Raw genomic sequence first — 16,451 nt, forward strand, 5'->3', positions numbered from 1 at the left:
AGGTAGATTTTGGCTAACGAATGATTTCGATAATTTTAAACTGTTGAATAGGAGGGTTCCCAATGTATATGGGTTTTAAAAAGTACTTTAGCAACGGAACGGATCGTAAAGCTGATAATTATCCGATGGTTAAGCGGAATAGGCGCTGGATTCTGGCTTCCGCATTAATGCTAGCAATGTTTGGGGCGGGGGTGGTGCAATCCCATGCTTCAGCAAAGGCAGCGACGATTAACGCACCCCGCACCGAAACTACGACCAAGGCCGCAGAGTACACTAAGGCACCACGACAAGGTCGAAGTCGGGGGATCGCGATTTTCCAAAATCTTGATAAAACAAAAACCGTCGCAACGCAGAAAACCAACTTAACTAATGCTTTAGAAAAAGGTAATTTAAACATTACTGGCGGCGCTTGTTACGGATTACTTAAAAATGGAGACGGTACATATAGTGGGGGGCTACAATTTAATTATTCGGGAAGCGGCTCGAACAAATTTGACTTTGCCAACTTAGTAATTCGCGTTCCGGAACCACTTCGCGGCTTGTTTAAGAAAATTAATGAATCGGGCCGTTGGACAAAATATTTTAATGGAAATGGCAGTATTAATAATGGTCCGCTTGGTATGATGTGGACCTACACGAATGAAGATTTTTCATATGATGGTACTAATTTAATTTTGAATGTTGGTGATGCGAGTCTGGAATATGGAAGTAAAATCACAACGGCGTTCCTTAACTTCAATCTTGGACAAGCAGTAAACGATTTTGAGGAAGCAATTCCCGATTCTACCAATAACTACCTATTTAAAATGGCGCTAGTTGATCCGGAAAGTCCAATTAATTGGGCTTTGATTGGTGATTATGCAGGAAGTGATGAATTAGGGACAAACCATATAATGTATCGCTAATAAGGAGCTACAAATGGGGTTAAATTTTAAAGATCACTCTGGAATATGGAACAATAAAAAAGTGAAAAAGTCCGGGATTGGAGCTTTGACCGTGGGAATCGCGCTGCTGGGTTTAAGCATCGGTCAAGCACAGGCGTCAATAAGGGCGGCTCCCGAGCATGGGTGGCGTCCCGAAATGGCGCATCAAGTTTCCAAAATTGGATCCATGAGGGAACAAACCAGTTTAGCGCAAAATAGCAGTTCGCTTAACGCGGCTATCCCAGATGAAGTGGCGGATCCGACCTTTAACGTGGTTCGAGAAGGAGATCCTGTGATCACTGGAACTGGCGAGCCGGGTGCGGAAATCAATGTTCTTAAAGATACTCCGGCTGGTGAACCGCCGCTCTTGATTGGTAACACAACGGTGGACTTCCTCGGCAGATGGCTGATAGATGCTAGTCAACAGGATTTGCGCGAGGGGGACGTACTTTTTGCCTACCAAGGGGAAGGCGCTCAAGTCAAGGGCACTCAAACTACGGTAGAAGCTAAACAAGCAGAGGTGCCGCGCCCCGCTGTAAATGCGGTTAAAGCAGGTACGCAAAGGATCACTGGGCAAGGTGAACCCGGTAAGATAATTAAGATCTATCTAAAGGAAGCTGACGGAAGTAACCGGCCGCTGGGAACTGGGCCGGTCGATCAATTTGGAAATTGGGTAGTCCTCGTGCCAATCAACGTTGAGCTAGAAGCTAACGACGTACTTGAGGTTTACCAGAGCACGCTGGACGATGTGTTAAGTGAGCCTGTCCAAGTTACGGTAACCGAGTAATGAAAAAGTTATAACGAACGGAATGTTTTATGGGGGTAAAGAGCTAGGGAGCGATTTCGATTAAGAAATCGACTTTCTAGCTCTTTTTGTGTGTCTTACCCTTATTTGTGTCGACATTTAACTAAATAAAGAAAAAAGTGAGAATAAAAAGCAACGTTAACAGTGTACCTTAAAGCTAAGTATAAAATTTAATAGGGTTTACTTTAAAGGACGGTGATGGTTAATTTACTGTTTTTTTGTTAATTATCGTTGGATAAAGAATCACTATCGGTAGGATCCGTGCAAAAAGAATTTGTAAAATAATCCCTGATTAGTTGGCAACATAGAATTAGCGAGTGACAGGAACCGCAGTGGTGTCAAAAATGTGGAATGATTTTACACGATGATATATCCCATTGATATTTCAGTCTATCGATTTTTAAAAAACGTACCTTGTTTGATAAAAATTGGGAAACTAAGATGATTAGTTCCGTTTACACTTTGAGGTGAGGCAAATGGCCTACTTATAAATACGGAAAGGAGTGGCTTTAGATGTCCGAGACGGTAATTACCGGAAAATTGCGAATGATGGGTATGAAGTTTTTAAACGATTTTTGCCGTCGAGGAACCTTCGCGTTCGGCCCCGGAATTATAAGAACGGGATTTGGTTGAATTTTGGTAACGATAAAGGTTGTTTTTCTAAGTGATTCAATAATGGGCAAGTACAGTTTTAAGTAGGTTAGGTAGTGGTCAGAACTAACAGAAAGTGACCAATGGTAGTGACAAAGGCGAAAACGATTTCCTGATTTAAGTTACATACGAGATGAAAAAGGGAATTGCCTAATTAATAATGGAGGAAGTTAATGTCTAAGAGAAAAATATGGAATGTTAATGAGAAAAAGCATTACAAAATGTACAAAAACGGTAAACAGTGGTTCTTTGCCGGAATGGGAATTGTAGCCGGTCTTTTTGGTGCGGGATCCACCACGATTGCTAGTGCGGATGAGACGCCTAAGGGAGCAAATCTCGACCTTAGTAAGTCCAAGAACCTCCTCGCGACCAAGACCAGTGCGACGATTCCGGGCTCGACAAGTAACACGAACTCGCAAAATGTCAATTCGACGCATAACAGCGTTACGAATTCGGCTTCAACTGCAAATCAAAATACGCAAGCAAGCGCTAGTCAGTCAGCCAGTAAGGCCGCTTCGGCTAGCTTAAGTGCGTCTTTAAAGGCTTCACAAGCAGCGAGCCAACAAAAGGCTAGTCAAAGTAAGAGTCAACAAGCGGCTGACCAAGCCAAACAAGCTAGCGAAAAGGCTAAACAACAGGCGGCTAAGACGGATACTAAAAAAGCGTCCAACGCTAATAGCCAACAACACAGCCAAACTAACAGCCACCAGGATTCTACCAATCAACAATCTAAATCGGTGACGAAGCAAAGCACGAACAACGGTAGCCAAGCTGACGCTGATAACCGCCAAGGATCAACTTCTATGACCGGTTCAAATACTAAAACCGGAACCAGTCAAAACGATATCCAAAACTCACAGAGTTTATCAATCGCTAATTCAACTGCAGACTCCGTTAGACAAAGCCAGTCGTTAGTAGCGGATAAGCAGTCGCTGTCGATTAGTCAGAGTATGGTAGATTCGTTGTCCCGTTCTGCGGAAAAAATCAACTCAAGGTCTACATCGGATACACCTATCCTGCATCGTACGACATATACAGACGAAGGTACTGGTAATCAAATTTTTGCCAATGACGATGACTTTCGTGATCTTGAAGACGCCGTCACGATTAACGCTCCTCGTACCGACGCACACTATGTGCTAGATTTGGGCCGGACGGAAATATCAATAAGTATGGACGGCGAAGGTTCTGGACAGCCTTTAACGGATTTTAAAAATGATTTTTTAGCGTATGCGAAAACTGCTACTAGTATCGACGACCTTAACAATTGGATCAGGAACAGTGCTTATTATAAGAAATATATCGACGGTAATACGACTATCGATGCAGTTAAAATAGATTGGTTCTATAAGAAACAGGATGACCAAACCAAATTAGTTGGTCAGGATATCACTACAATCGTAGGCAACCCGGTTGATATAAGCAAAGGGGTCGCAGAATTCACTGACGCTAACGGAAACCCTGGTGACGTTGGGAACCTAACGTGGGACATGCGTGACGGGGACTGGAATAAGGGTGGCGACTATCCCGTAACGATTACTTACTACGATCCTGCTACGTTACAAACGAAAACAGTTGATATTACTGTTCACGTTATTTCACACATTAATATCACAGGTAAGGACGATAGTACGTATGTAGGGGTTCCTAAAAATATTGGTGATTTTGTAGACAGTCTTACTAATGGTGAAGGAAAAGGTCGTGTGCCCGGTGATTCTGATGTTGAGCTTTATTGGGATTCGAGTAAGATTGATTGGAACACAGCAGGCGTTTATAAAGATGTTGAGATTATATATAAAGATGTAAAAACTGGTGAGACTACCTCAACTACTGTAACGATCACTGTTATGGAAAATAAAGAAGACATTAGTGGTCAGGATATTACCTATAAGGTAGGTGATGACACTCGTCCAACACTTAAAGATTTAGTCCCTGACGCTCACATGGCTGATGGTACGGAAGTTACGGATCCTAGTCAATTCACTTCAAACTTGGAAGAACCAGGTACAGTAGATTGGGACACACCAGGTAGTTACAAGGTTAAGATTTGGTATGAAGATAAATTAACTGGGAAAACGTTAGAAACTACGGTTGTGGTAACGGTAGTAGCTCAAGACGATGAGATAAGTATTGATGGTGAGGGAACCCAAGTAAAAGTTGGGGACAAGCCAACTCTAGCGGATCTGCATGCTCACGCGACGGATCATAATGGGAACGACGTTACCGATGAAATCGATTCAAATATTGACAAAATCAACTGGAATGAACCAGGTGATCATGATGTTGTGTTAAGTTACACGGATGAAAACGGTGAGACGGTAACGAAAGTTGTTACGGTTACGGTTGTAAGCGACCAAGATATGAGCGTTAAAGATAACGTAGACACTTGGGAAGGTCAGCCATTAAACCCACAAGATGTTGTGACTGGACTTACCGATTCGCATGGTGACACTGATAGCGATTTATCTAACGCATGGTGGAAGTTTGATGCTAAAAACTGGGATACGCTAGGCACATATACAGTAACGGTTTACTATACAGATAAGTACGGGAACACGGTTTCTAAAGACGTTACCATTGTGGTTAAGGAAGACAAAACTTCGATCGATGGTAAGGATTATGAAACTACGACTGGTAACATACCAACTCTCGATAATGTAAACGCTAGTGCGACCGACGCTAATGGTGATCCAGTTGATCTATCAGAAATTCAAGCTACCGTTGGGGACACCGCTTGGGATGATGTCGATTGGTCAGTACCTGGAACTTATGTAGTTACTTTGACATATACTGATCCAACTACGGGTAAGACAGTAACCAAGACCGTTACGGTTACGATTAAGGATGACATTAACAGTATTAGTCAATCAGAATCTAACGCCGACTCAGTTTCGAAGTCCGGTTCTGATTCAGTATCGAAGTCAACGTCCGGCTCGGATTCGATTTCGGCCTCTGGTTCTGACTCAGTATCGAAGTCAACGTCCGGTTCCGACTCAATCTCAGCCTCCGGTTCTGACTCAATTTCGAAGTCAACTTCTGGTTCCGAATCGATCTCGACTTCCGGTTCGGATTCGGTATCGACCTCTGGTTCCGACTCGATCTCAGCATCTGGTTCTGACTCAATTTCGAAGTCGACGTCTGGTTCGGAATCACTCTCGACTTCCGGTTCTGACTCAGTATCGACCTCTGGATCTGATTCGGTATCGAAGTCAACTTCTGGTTCGGAATCACTCTCGACTTCCGGTTCTGACTCAGTATCGACCTCAGGTTCAGATTCGGTATCGAAGTCAACGTCCGGTTCGGAATCGATCTCGACGTCTGGCTCAGACTCAGTATCGACTTCCGGTTCGGATTCGGTATCGAAGTCAACGTCCGGTTCGGAATCACTTTCGACGTCAGGTTCCGACTCAGTATCGACCTCTGGCTCTGATTCGGTATCGAAGTCAACTTCTGGTTCGGAATCACTCTCGACGTCTGGCTCAGACTCAGTATCGACTTCCGGATCTGATTCAGTTTCGAAGTCAACTTCTGGTTCGGAATCACTTTCGACGTCAGGTTCCGACTCAGTATCGACTTCCGGTTCTGATTCGATCTCAGCATCCGGCTCTGACTCAATTTCGAAGTCAACGTCCGGTTCGGAATCACTCTCGACGTCTGGCTCAGACTCAGTATCTACCTCCGGTTCTGATTCGATTTCAGCTTCCGGTTCTGACTCAATTTCGAAGTCAACGTCCGGTTCGGAATCAATTTCAACTTCTGGCTCAGACTCAGTATCTACCTCCGGTTCTGATTCGATCTCAGCCTCCGGTTCCGACTCAATTTCGAAGTCAACGTCCGGTTCCGAATCAATCTCGACGTCTGAATCTGATTCAGTATCGAAGTCAACGTCCGGTTCGGAATCGATCTCAACTTCTGGCTCCGACTCAGTATCGACCTCTGGTTCTGATTCGATTTCAGCATCCGGCTCTGACTCAATTTCGAAGTCAACGTCCGGTTCCGAATCAATCTCGACGTCTGGATCTGATTCAATATCGAAGTCAACGTCCGGTTCGGAATCGATCTCAACTTCTGGCTCAGACTCAGTATCTACCTCCGGTTCTGATTCGATTTCAGCCTCCGGCTCTGACTCAATTTCGAAGTCAATCTCTGGTTCCGGCTCTGATTCGGTTTCAGCTTCCGGTTCTGATTCGATTTCGAAGTCGACGTCTGGCTCCAAATCGCTTTCGAAGTCTGATTCTGGTTCTGATTCGATTTCTAAGTCAACCTCCGGTTCTGATTCGATTTCGGCCTCTGGCTCAGATTCAATTTCGAAGTCGACGTCTGGCTCCGAATCAATCTCGGCCTCTGGTTCTGATTCAATCTCGAAGTCAACCTCTGGTTCTGATTCAATGTCAGCCTCCGGTTCTGACTCAATTTCGAAGTCGACGTCTGGCTCCGAATCAATCTCGACTTCCGGTTCTGATTCGATTTCGAAGTCGACATCTGGTTCCGGTTCTGATTCGATTTCGGCCTCTGGCTCAGATTCAATTTCGAAGTCGACGTCTGGTTCCGAATCAATCTCGACTTCCGGTTCTGATTCGATTTCGAAGTCGACATCTGGTTCCGAATCAATCTCGACTTCCGGTTCTGATTCGATTTCGACTTCCGGTTCCGACTCAATTTCGAAGTCAATCTCTGGTTCCGGCTCGGATTCGGTTTCAGCTTCCGGCTCAGATTCGATTTCGAAGTCGACATCTGGTTCCGAATCAATCTCGACCTCCGGCTCCGGTTCTGACTCGATTTCGAAGTCAACGTCTGGTTCCGAATCGCTTTCGAAGTCTGATTCTGGTTCTGATTCGATCTCGAAGTCAACCTCTGGTTCTGATTCGATTTCAGCCTCCGGCTCAGATTCAATCTCTAAGTCAACGTCTGGTTCCGAATCAATCTCGACCTCCGGCTCTGGTTCTGACTCAATTTCGAAGTCGACGTCTGGTTCCGAATCGCTTTCGAAGTCCGATTCTGGTTCTGATTCAATCTCGAAGTCAACTTCTGGTTCTGATTCGATTTCAGCTTCTGGTTCTGATTCGATTTCGAAGTCGACGTCTGGTTCCGAATCAATTTCGACTTCCGGTTCCGACTCAATTTCGAAGTCAATCTCTGGTTCCGGCTCAGATTCGGTTTCAGCTTCCGGCTCAGATTCGATTTCTAAGTCAACGTCTGGCTCGGAATCAATCTCGACCTCCGGCTCCGGTTCTGACTCGATTTCGAAGTCAACGTCTGGTTCCGAATCGCTTTCGAAGTCTGATTCTGGTTCTGATTCGATCTCGAAGTCAACCTCTGGTTCTGATTCGATTTCAGCTTCTGGTTCTGATTCGATTTCTAAGTCAACTTCGGGCTCGGAATCAATCTCGACCTCCGGTTCTGATTCGATTTCGAAGTCAACATCCGGCTCGGATTCGATTTCGACCTCCGGTTCTAGTTCGGACTCATCGTCTAGATCAGCCTCTGGCTCAGATTCGATTTCGAAGTCAACGTCTGGCTCGGACTCAATCTCGAAGTCAACTTCTGATTCCGACTCGATGTCTAGATCAGCTTCTGGCTCAGATTCAATCTCGAAGTCAACCTCTGGTTCGGACTCGATTTCGAAGTCAACATCCGGCTCAGAATCGATTTCGACCTCTGGCTCTAGTTCGGACTCGTCGTCTAGATCAGCTTCTGGCTCAGATTCAATCTCGAAGTCAACCTCTGGTTCGGACTCAATTTCGAAGTCAACTTCTGGCTCTAGTTCAGTTTCGGCCTCTGGCTCAGATTCGATTTCGAAGTCAACGTCTGGCTCGGATTCAATTTCAGCCTCTGGTTCTGATTCGATTTCGAAGTCAACGTCTGGCTCAGATTCAATTTCGAAGTCGACCTCTGGTTCTAGCTCGATTTCGGCTTCTGGTTCGGACTCGCTTTCGAGATCAGCATCTGATTCCGATTCAGCATCGAAGTCAGCTTCGATTTCCGATTCAGCTTCTAAGTCAGACTCACGGGATATCGCTAGTGAATCACGTTCGACATCTGATAAGCAAGAAAGTGAATCGAAGTCGACATCTGATAAGCAAGAAAGCGAATCGAAGTCAGCATCTGATAAGCAAGAGAGTGAATCGAAGTCAACGTCTGACAAGCAAGAGAGTGAATCACAGTCAGCATCCGATAAGAATGATAGCGGCTCGAACAGCGGATCAAATTCGGATTCGAACAACAACGGTTCCAACTCTGACTCAGACAACAATGGTTCGAACAACGGTTCCGGTTCTGATTCAACGGATAACCACAACCATCATTCAGGAGATGGCTCAGATTCTAACTCTGACTCGAACAACGATGATTCCGATAACGGATCAAATAATGGATCGAACTCTGATTCGAATAACGACGGCTCGAACAATGGCTCAGGCTCCGACTCGAATAACGACGGCTCCAACAACGGTTCTGGTTCTGACTCCGATAATGGTGGCTCGAACAATGGTTCAGGCTCTGATTCGAATAACAACGGTTCCGGCTCTGACTCCGATAACGGCGGCTCGAACAATGGCTCAGGTTCTGATTCGAACAACGGCGGCTCCAACAATGGCGCTGGCAACAACTCGAATAACGGTTCTGGAAATAATAACGGAACTGACCAAGGCAATGGTTCGAATGGCTCAGGTGATGGAACATGGAATGGTGGTGCTGGCAACGGCACAGGTAACGGTACTAACGGCGGCAATGGCAATACCGGCAACGGCGGAGCTGGCCTAGTAGATACTGGATATCAACCAGGCAACGGCCAAGGTGACGGTAGTGTTGACCTTGCACAAGATAATGGTGGCAACGGCGCAAATAGTTCTAATGGCGGAACAAATAGTGCAGAACGCTTACCACAAACTGGTGAGGAAGATAACGCTAGTGCTCGTGCAGCTGGTACAGTTGGATTAGTTGGTGGATTACTTGGACTCTTCGGTCTTGGTAAGAAGCGTAAACGTCACGATGAAGAATAATCGTCGACTTTAAAGCTAGAAACTAAGTTAAGAAAAGCTCTTTAATCAACGATTAAGAGAGACATCCTAAGATTTAAAAAATACCTGTAGTTAGTGGTAGGTGAGACCTATCGCTAGCGGCAGGTATTTTTTTGTTGCACTGAAAGTGTAAATTCAAGATGAAAAATTGTCGACAAACAGTTCTTTTACTGTTCATCTACACTTGTTATTCTAGAGCCAAAGTAATCAAGGAAACTTAAAACTTGGAGGTGCTTTTTTGGTTTGTGATAGCATGTACGCTATCATAAAAACATGAAAAGGATAGAGTTTGACTACTATGATTGAAACGTATGGACTACACGTAGCAGAGAAGCAAAAATGGACAAAAAAATTGCCAGAGATAGAAGGATACTTTATTTTAAAAAGGAGGAATTATAGATGAGTAAAAATTGATGAATATATCGAAAAAAGAAGTGCACAAGACGCTGATTTTGCTAAGCAAGTTGAACAAGAAGACATTAATTTGGAAGTAGCGATAAAGGTGCGTTCTTTAAGGGAAGATATGGGGTTAACACAACGAGAATTTGCCCAGGTGATTGGAAAACCCCAATCTACTGTTGCAAGAATTGAGAACGGTAATATGAATGTTTCAACCAAGATGCTTTCAGACATTGCAAAGGCAACCAAGCAAAGACTGACTATTCAGTTTGAGCCTGTCCATTAAGAATAAAAGTTAATAAAAGAGCCTATTACTACAGATACGGACATTTACTTCTTGCTGAAAATCTTCGTCATGGTTGGTTTTTGAGGGGAGTCAAAAAGAGGGCTTTATATAATAGGAAGAAAAGTGTTTGGAAATGCAATACAAAAAACGTCGATCGGCCTACGTTAGGCAAATCGACGCTTTTTTAATATTATTCTATTTTAAATACAATTGGTAGGCAAAGCGTTTATTATCAACTTCGTTTTCGTCAATGAAGTCAATAATCCCACGATACTCAAATCCATTGTTGGTAATAACTTTTTGCATTCCCTTGTTAAGCGGGTGGGTATCGACGCGAACTTCGTCGTAACCAAGTAAAGAACTAATGGTGAAGAGACCTTGCATCATCTTCTCAGATAGACGTTGACCGCGGAACTTCGATGAAATCGCAATCCGGTGAATTGACATATATTTGTCATCAGGGTTGCCCCGCCAACTACCTTCCTGGATATCGTCGTAGTTAACATCGTTATCTGGCCACAATGCGGCCGTACCAGCAATCTGTCCATCGACCATTAATACATAACTAATTTGTTGCTCAATATCTTTCTCAATGTCTTGGTTAGTAGGGTAGCCAGCTTGCCACTGGTTGATTCCCTGTTCCTTCAAATAAGCCTTAGCTTCATTAATAATTGTTAAAATGGCTGGTAAATCAGCCTTAGTTGCTCTACGCAAATAAGATGTTGTCATAATTCCCGTCTCCATTTTCTTTTTCTGAAAAAATAATTCTAACCCAATTTCGCAGAGATGTCACCCTAAAATTTTTGGTGAAAACGGATTCATTTAATATATTTCCTATTTGGGAAAATTCAAGGCTAATATTAACCCATTAAATATGCTAATATATGTAGATAGTAAAGAATTTAGGGGTGGTAGCATGAAGAAAGTTCGGAACTGGAGATTAACCCTCGGTTGGCAAATCCTCATTGGTCTAATCTTGGGAGTCGTTTTAGGCGCTAGTTTTTACCATAATCAAGTTGCTATCACGGTCATGCAAAATCTAGGAACCATGTTCATCCACATGATTCAAATGATTGTTTTACCGATCGTGGTATCTTGTCTGACCGTCGGAATCGCCGGAATGGGTGACGTTAGTGAACTTGGCCGCGTCGGGTTGAAGACTTTGATATACTTCGAAGTTTTGACCACGATTGCGTTAATTGTCGGAATGATTTTTGCTAACGTTTTTCATCCGGGAACGTATATCGACATTCACAGCCTGCAAAGTACGGATATCAGTTCTTACGTGGAGACGGCCAAAGCAGCCAAATCCAACAGCGGAATTTGGGCCACGTTGATGAACATTATCCCGACGAATATTTTTTCATCGCTGGCTGAAGGAAACATGATGCCAGTCATCTTCTTCTCCGTGCTTTTTGGCTTAGGATTAACGGCCATTGGCAAGCAGGGACAGATTTTGATTGATGCACTTACCGCTGTGCAAGAAGTTATGTTTAAAGTTACCAACTGGATCATGCACTTTTCACCAATTGGGGTCTGCGCGTTGATTGGCGTGACGATTGCCCAAATGGGAATTGATGCCCTAAAGCCGTTGGGACTGTTCGTTTTAATTACTTACGTGGCAATGCTTTTCTTTGTGCTTGTGGTACTTGGCTTAGTTGCGAAGTTCCACAACATCAACTTCTTTGAACTCCTGAAAGTTATTAAAAACGAGTTGATTTTGGCGTTTTCGACGGCTAGTTCGGAAGCAGCCTTACCAAAAATGATTGATAAAATGCAAAAATACGGGGTGAGCCAAGGAATCGTTTCTTTTGTAATCCCCACAGGGTACACATTTAACCTCGACGGCTCGGCAATTTACCAGGCGGTCGGTGCGCTGTTCTTAGCACAGGCGTACGGAATTCATTTGACGCTCGGTCACCAGATTACGTTGTTGGTAGTCTTGATGATTACTTCGAAGGGAATGGCCGGGGTACCCGGGGCGTCCTTCGTAGTGCTTCTAGCAACCGTAGCAACGATTGGCGTACCGATGAGCGGGTTGACCTTCATCGCTGGTGTGGACCGGATCATCGATATGGGCCGGACGGCAGTAAACGTGGTAGGAAATTCGTTGGCAGCCATCATAATGGGCAAGTCCGAAGGTGAATTCGACGAAGAAAAACACCGGAAGTATGTGGGAAATCTGTAGAGAGCGGAAGCCCCTGGGCAGCTTTTGAGGATTAACGGAAATAGGGAACTAATCGCGATTTAGGCGATTGGTTCCCTATTTTGGTTAACCGGAAGAAGCTAGGGGCTGGAGCTCATTTCGACTACGCAGCAGAGAAGCGTAACGGAATTGAGGTACAATGCGATTTAGGCGATTGACGGCGGGATTTTATTAACCGGAAGAAGTTGGGTTTCGGAGCACGTTTCGGCTGTGCAGCATAGCCAATTAAACCAAGAGCAGGAAGGCCCCTTTAGTTTGCTTTCAATGATTAAAAATGGAAGTATACTTCCAAAATCGTTTTATTTCTCCAAAAATGGAAGTATACTTTCGTTTTTTACAAAATTACTAATAAATGGAAATATACTTCCATTTGATAATAAAAAGACGTAAGATGGAACCAAAGATAAGCATCAATGAGGGGGCAAGTAAATGATTAAAAGACCGAGTTATTTAAAAAAATTAATTCAGTTGAAAGACACGGACGTAATTAAAGTGATCACGGGTGTGAGACGTTCGGGTAAGTCGGTATTACTAATGTTATATAGAGACTACTTACTAAGCAACGGGATTAAGAGCGACCAAATAATTTACCTTAATTTTGAACAATTTGAACTCTTAAGAGTCCGTAATCAAAATGAGCTAATTGAATTACTTAAGCCAAAGTTAAATAAAAAACAGCGCTTTTATTTGATGTTTGATGAAATTCAAATGGTTGACGGCTGGCAAGCAGTAATTAATGGGATTCGGGCTAGCTATAATTGTGATATTGTAATTACCGGTTCCAATGCGCAGATGTTGTCTGGTGAACTTGCGACCCTACTAAGCGGGCGGTACGTTGAAATTCCAATTTACCCCTTTTCTTTTCAAGAATTTTTAACGGCTAAAGAAATTGACCCGCAATCAAGGGAAGTTGATCAAGCTTTCCAAGAATATGAGCAGTTTGGTGGTTTTCCAGCAGTTGTTCTAGCAAATCAAGAAATTAAGGACACGATTTTATCGGGAATTTTTGACACAATCATTCTTAATGACGTGTCGATGCGGGCTAAAGTTCGGGACCAAGAATCTTTAAAAGCCTTAGTGGATTTTTTATCTGATAATACGGGACAAGTGGTTAGACCGGCTAACGTAGCGAATGTCCTCAAGAGTGAGGGAATCAAGGTTTCTAACCACACAATTGAAAATTATTTGGAATTACTAGAAAATGCATTCCTATTTTACCGAGCTCGGCAGTACGACATTCGTGGAAAAGGTTATTTACGAACTACGGGGAAATATTACATCGTTGATCCCGGGCTACGGCGGTATGCGGTAAGTCAACGTCCCGGTAATTATGCAGGACAACTAGAAAACATCGTTTACGTGGAACTGCTGAGAAGGGGCTACAAAGTCGACGTAGGCAAACTCCAGAGTAAGGAAATTGATTTCATTGCGCGAAAACATGATGAAATTATATATATTCAAGTAACGTATGAAATTCCAGAAAACACCCATGAGACTGACAATTTATTAAATTTACGAAATAACCACCAAAAAATCTTAATTACGCAAAAGTATTATCCGGATATTAAGGAAATTGACGGAATCCCGGTAATTAACGTTGTAGATTGGTTGTTAGATGAACCAGAATAACTATGCTAAAAAGCGAAGGAAAAATTACTTTGGTGTTTTGACTGCACTAAAAGTCCGATTGTTTCGCTTAACTAAAAATCGACTATTATCCAATAATAGTCGATTTTTAGTTAAATATTCATAAATTACCCGGCTTTTGACGCACGTTCTTTTTTACCCTAATTCAACCGTGAAGTTCAGCAGTCGACTAACGTAGTTCGGGTGGTGATTAAGTTGTTGAATCGTGCGCTGAAGGGTTTCTAAATTATCAGTAATAATCCCGTTAACGCCCATGAAGGTCAGTTTGGCCATGGCGTCGCGGTCGTTAACCGTCCAAGCGTAAACTTTGCGACCGGTAAGCTGGGCGGTAATTAAGAAGGAGTTATTCAAGGTGGAATGCTCCATCGTATAAAAATCGGCTTTAGATTGCGGCACGCCGATAAAGTTAAATGGCAGGATGTAGCCAACTTGGAGCTTAGGGTTCAAGGTTTTTAACTTTTCAACGGCATCGTAATCTAGGCTGTGGACCTCGTCGTGGTTGGCCACGAGGCGTTTACCGTAGCGCTTATTAAAGGTGGTAATGGAATTGGAAGAATCCCGTTTCGTAGTCTTAAGTTCCACTAGTAAGCGCTGGTGCAAACGTTCGGCGGTTGCTAAGTAGTCGTCAAAACTGGCAACCTTCGCGGAAGTCCCGTTTTCCCGGGCAGTTAAGCGGGTAATTTGCCGAAGCGTCAAGTCATGCGGCCGTTTATTAACGCCGGTCAATTGTTTCAAGTTCTCGTCATGCATTACCACAAACTGGTGGTCCTTAGTTTCATGCAGGTCCATTTCAATGAAATCGGGATGCAACCGGCTGGTGTTAATTAGCGCTGGAATGGTGTTTTGCACCCCATTTTTCGCGTTAACTCCGCGGTGAGAAATGGTTAACGGCGTGGAAGTGAAAAAGCCGTTCAGATAAAGGGCGTTAAAGCCGAGGATCCCCAAGAATAAAACCCCCGCCAAGGCCTTAAACCACCAATGTTTGCCTGATTGATAACTAAGTCGTTGGAGCTGATTACTGAGCTTCCGACTACTGATAACGAAGCTAGCTTGATTTTTGAGCTGGTCAGCCATGATCATCAGTGAACCAGTTCCTAAGGCGATGCTCATTAACAGGAGTACCAGCTCAATCAAGAGCAGGTTGATGGAGGCTGCCCAATAGTCCCAGGAAGCCGGAAGATGATGGTCAGCCAGAGCCTGAAGCGCTAAAATAAGCGCCTGTCCCAAAATTGACAGACCGACGTTGACCACGATTAACAATCCCAGTTGTTTAACAATGGTTTTGAAGTTCAATTTGGTTAACCGCCAGCTTTTCTGGACGGCTTGGCGGCCCGTACTGCGTCCCAGGATAATCAGCGGAAGGGCCAAGAAGAACCGAATTCCTAAGTAAAAGGTAACTAAGTAAAGCAAAATCAGCACTAAAAGCAGGGGCCGATTTTCGTATAGAAAATAGTTAATAATGAAGTCGGGCACTCGCACTTTGTTCAATAGCGGAGTCGAGATGCCCAGCCCCCCAAACGGCAGAATAATTAAACAATAAATTAATAAGTAACCGACCGCACGGCCAAAAGTGTGCCGCACCCGTTGGAAAGAAAGGGTGATTAGCGAATTTAAGGCTAATTTTTTACCTTGGTTAATCTGCATAATGCCTAGAAATAAGAAGGTCACCTGCCAGTAAATGGCGACGATCACGGCGAGAATCAGGAGTAGGCAACCGATGTCCAAAAACGGATGGTTGGTGACCACCTCAACGAAATTGGTGTTGGAAAGGTAGCGCACCCCCGCCAAACGCAACATGATGCTGCCAATCAAGGTGAAAAGCGGGATGATGCCCGCGTAAATCACCACGATACTGGTAATGAATAGGCTGAGATAGCTAAGTAAATGTTTAAAAATAAAACGATACGTTTTGGTGATGCTCGCCATAAAGGGCCTCCTAGATAACTGTTCTTCTTGTTATTCTAGCAGAGAAAGTGCGGTATTTAAAACGCCAGGAGGGTAACGAACGACGAAAAGGGAGGCGGTTTACGTGGGTGACGGCCTTTTGTTAATTAAGGCCTCGGCGTTGTTTAAGCTAAGCCACGGATTTTAGTCTACTAAGGTCGCTAGGTATTTTGCCTTCAATGGTGCCTAAACGTGTATCAAAAGCCAGTTTGTTCCGCTTAACCAAAAATTGACCATCATGCCCAATTCAGGCATCATGGTCAATTTTTGGTTAATGTTCGCAAACCACCTAACTTTTATCCCACTCTCGTATCGAATGAATTAAATTTTATAGTTCTTGCGTAGTAAATGCCTTCTTCGCTGCATCATATTGGTGAAGGTAGCGGTGTTCACCGAACTCTTCGAAGAAGGCGTTTTGTTTTTCCGGATTAGGGTAGAAGAAAGTTTCTTCACCGCCCTTAACCACTTTGATTCCTACTCGCGGGGTGTTGACCGTAGTCAAACGGGTGGTCGGTGAAGATAGGTAAGTGGCGATGTATTTTTTAATAATCGTGAGGTCCATATTCGTAAC

The 16,451-nt window shown here is 43.8% G+C and carries 10 protein-coding genes and 2 pseudogenes; 8 read left to right on the forward strand and 4 right to left on the reverse strand.

All coding sequences use genetic code 11. The features are described 5' to 3' along the window. Positions 1-62: 62 nt before the first annotated feature. The 3 genes and pseudogenes from NL111_RS00195 to NL111_RS00205 all read left to right on the forward strand — a co-directional run. Positions 63-905, forward strand: coding sequence for a lipid-binding SYLF domain-containing protein (locus NL111_RS00195; protein ID WP_285110279.1), 843 nt, complete (start codon positions 63-65; stop codon positions 903-905). 13 nt (positions 906-918) lie between these two features. Beyond that, positions 919-1,710, forward strand: a complete 792-nt coding sequence (locus NL111_RS00200; protein WP_285110280.1) for an Ig-like domain-containing protein — start codon at positions 919-921, stop codon at positions 1,708-1,710. 842 nt (positions 1,711-2,552) lie between these two features. Further along, a pseudogene (locus NL111_RS00205) lies at positions 2,553-2,681 on the forward strand (KxYKxGKxW signal peptide domain-containing protein); the annotation flags it as partial. A gap of 2,561 nt (positions 2,682-5,242) precedes the next feature. On the opposite strand, the gene NL111_RS00210 reads toward NL111_RS00205, so the two are convergent. Further along, entirely contained in the window at positions 5,243-8,677 is a 3,435-nt protein-coding gene (locus tag NL111_RS00210; RefSeq protein ID WP_285110281.1) for a hypothetical protein, read from the reverse strand. A 254-nt stretch (positions 8,678-8,931) separates the two neighbouring features. Between NL111_RS00210 and NL111_RS00215 the strand changes: the two genes are divergently transcribed. The 3 genes and pseudogenes from NL111_RS00215 to NL111_RS00225 all read left to right on the forward strand — a co-directional run bounded on the left by NL111_RS00215 (position 8,932) and on the right by NL111_RS00225 (position 10,083). After that, positions 8,932-9,141 carry a hypothetical protein gene (locus tag NL111_RS00215; RefSeq protein ID WP_285110282.1) on the forward strand — a complete coding sequence of 70 codons (210 nt, stop codon included), beginning with the start codon at positions 8,932-8,934 and terminating at the stop codon, positions 9,139-9,141. 113 nt (positions 9,142-9,254) lie between these two features. Continuing rightward, a pseudogene (locus NL111_RS00220) lies at positions 9,255-9,380 on the forward strand (LPXTG cell wall anchor domain-containing protein); the annotation flags it as partial. 427 nt (positions 9,381-9,807) lie between these two features. Further along, positions 9,808-10,083 (forward strand): helix-turn-helix domain-containing protein, encoded by a 276-nt coding sequence (locus NL111_RS00225; RefSeq protein WP_285110595.1) that lies wholly within the window; start codon positions 9,808-9,810, stop codon positions 10,081-10,083. A 195-nt stretch (positions 10,084-10,278) separates the two neighbouring features. Here the strand turns inward: NL111_RS00225 and NL111_RS00230 are convergent, their stop codons facing one another. Continuing rightward, entirely contained in the window at positions 10,279-10,812 is a 534-nt protein-coding gene (locus NL111_RS00230) for a GNAT family N-acetyltransferase (RefSeq protein WP_002829277.1), read from the reverse strand. A 187-nt stretch (positions 10,813-10,999) separates the two neighbouring features. Here NL111_RS00230 and NL111_RS00235 point away from each other — a divergent pair, with 187 nt between their 5' ends. Both NL111_RS00235 and NL111_RS00240 read left to right on the forward strand, forming a co-directional pair. Continuing rightward, the gene (locus NL111_RS00235; RefSeq protein WP_036671370.1) at positions 11,000-12,271 is read left to right on the forward strand and encodes a cation:dicarboxylate symporter family transporter; all 1,272 of its coding nucleotides are present in this window, start codon (positions 11,000-11,002) and stop codon (positions 12,269-12,271) included. Between the two features lie 447 nt (positions 12,272-12,718). Then, positions 12,719-13,918, forward strand: a complete 1,200-nt coding sequence (locus tag NL111_RS00240; protein WP_285110283.1) for an ATP-binding protein — start codon at positions 12,719-12,721, stop codon at positions 13,916-13,918. A 153-nt stretch (positions 13,919-14,071) separates the two neighbouring features. Here NL111_RS00240 and NL111_RS00245 read toward each other — a convergent pair whose 3' ends face one another. Continuing rightward, positions 14,072-15,862, reverse strand: coding sequence for a glycerophosphoryl diester phosphodiesterase membrane domain-containing protein (locus NL111_RS00245; protein ID WP_058121424.1), 1,791 nt, complete (start codon positions 15,860-15,862; stop codon positions 14,072-14,074). Positions 15,863-16,208: 346 nt separating this feature from the next. Next, positions 16,209-16,442 carry a hypothetical protein gene (locus NL111_RS00250; protein WP_285110284.1) on the reverse strand — a complete coding sequence of 78 codons (234 nt, stop codon included), beginning with the start codon at positions 16,440-16,442 and terminating at the stop codon, positions 16,209-16,211. Positions 16,443-16,451 lie beyond the last annotated feature (9 nt).

This window comes from Pediococcus sp. AC40 (genome assembly GCF_030252485.1).
Taxonomy (GTDB): domain Bacteria; phylum Bacillota; class Bacilli; order Lactobacillales; family Lactobacillaceae; genus Pediococcus; species Pediococcus acidilactici.

Coding starts and splice junctions, on each gene's coding strand:
- NL111_RS00245 (WP_058121424.1), bottom strand. CDS start 15,862: ATGGCGAGCATCACCAAAACGTATCGTTTTATTTTTAAACATTTACTT.
- NL111_RS00215 (WP_285110282.1), top strand. CDS start 8,932: ATGGCTCAGGTTCTGATTCGAACAACGGCGGCTCCAACAATGGCGCTG.
- NL111_RS00195 (WP_285110279.1), top strand. CDS start 63: ATGTATATGGGTTTTAAAAAGTACTTTAGCAACGGAACGGATCGTAAA.
- NL111_RS00250 (WP_285110284.1), bottom strand. CDS start 16,442: ATGGACCTCACGATTATTAAAAAATACATCGCCACTTACCTATCTTCA.
- NL111_RS00240 (WP_285110283.1), top strand. CDS start 12,719: ATGATTAAAAGACCGAGTTATTTAAAAAAATTAATTCAGTTGAAAGAC.
- NL111_RS00235 (WP_036671370.1), top strand. CDS start 11,000: ATGAAGAAAGTTCGGAACTGGAGATTAACCCTCGGTTGGCAAATCCTC.
- NL111_RS00230 (WP_002829277.1), bottom strand. CDS start 10,812: ATGACAACATCTTATTTGCGTAGAGCAACTAAGGCTGATTTACCAGCC.
- NL111_RS00200 (WP_285110280.1), top strand. CDS start 919: ATGGGGTTAAATTTTAAAGATCACTCTGGAATATGGAACAATAAAAAA.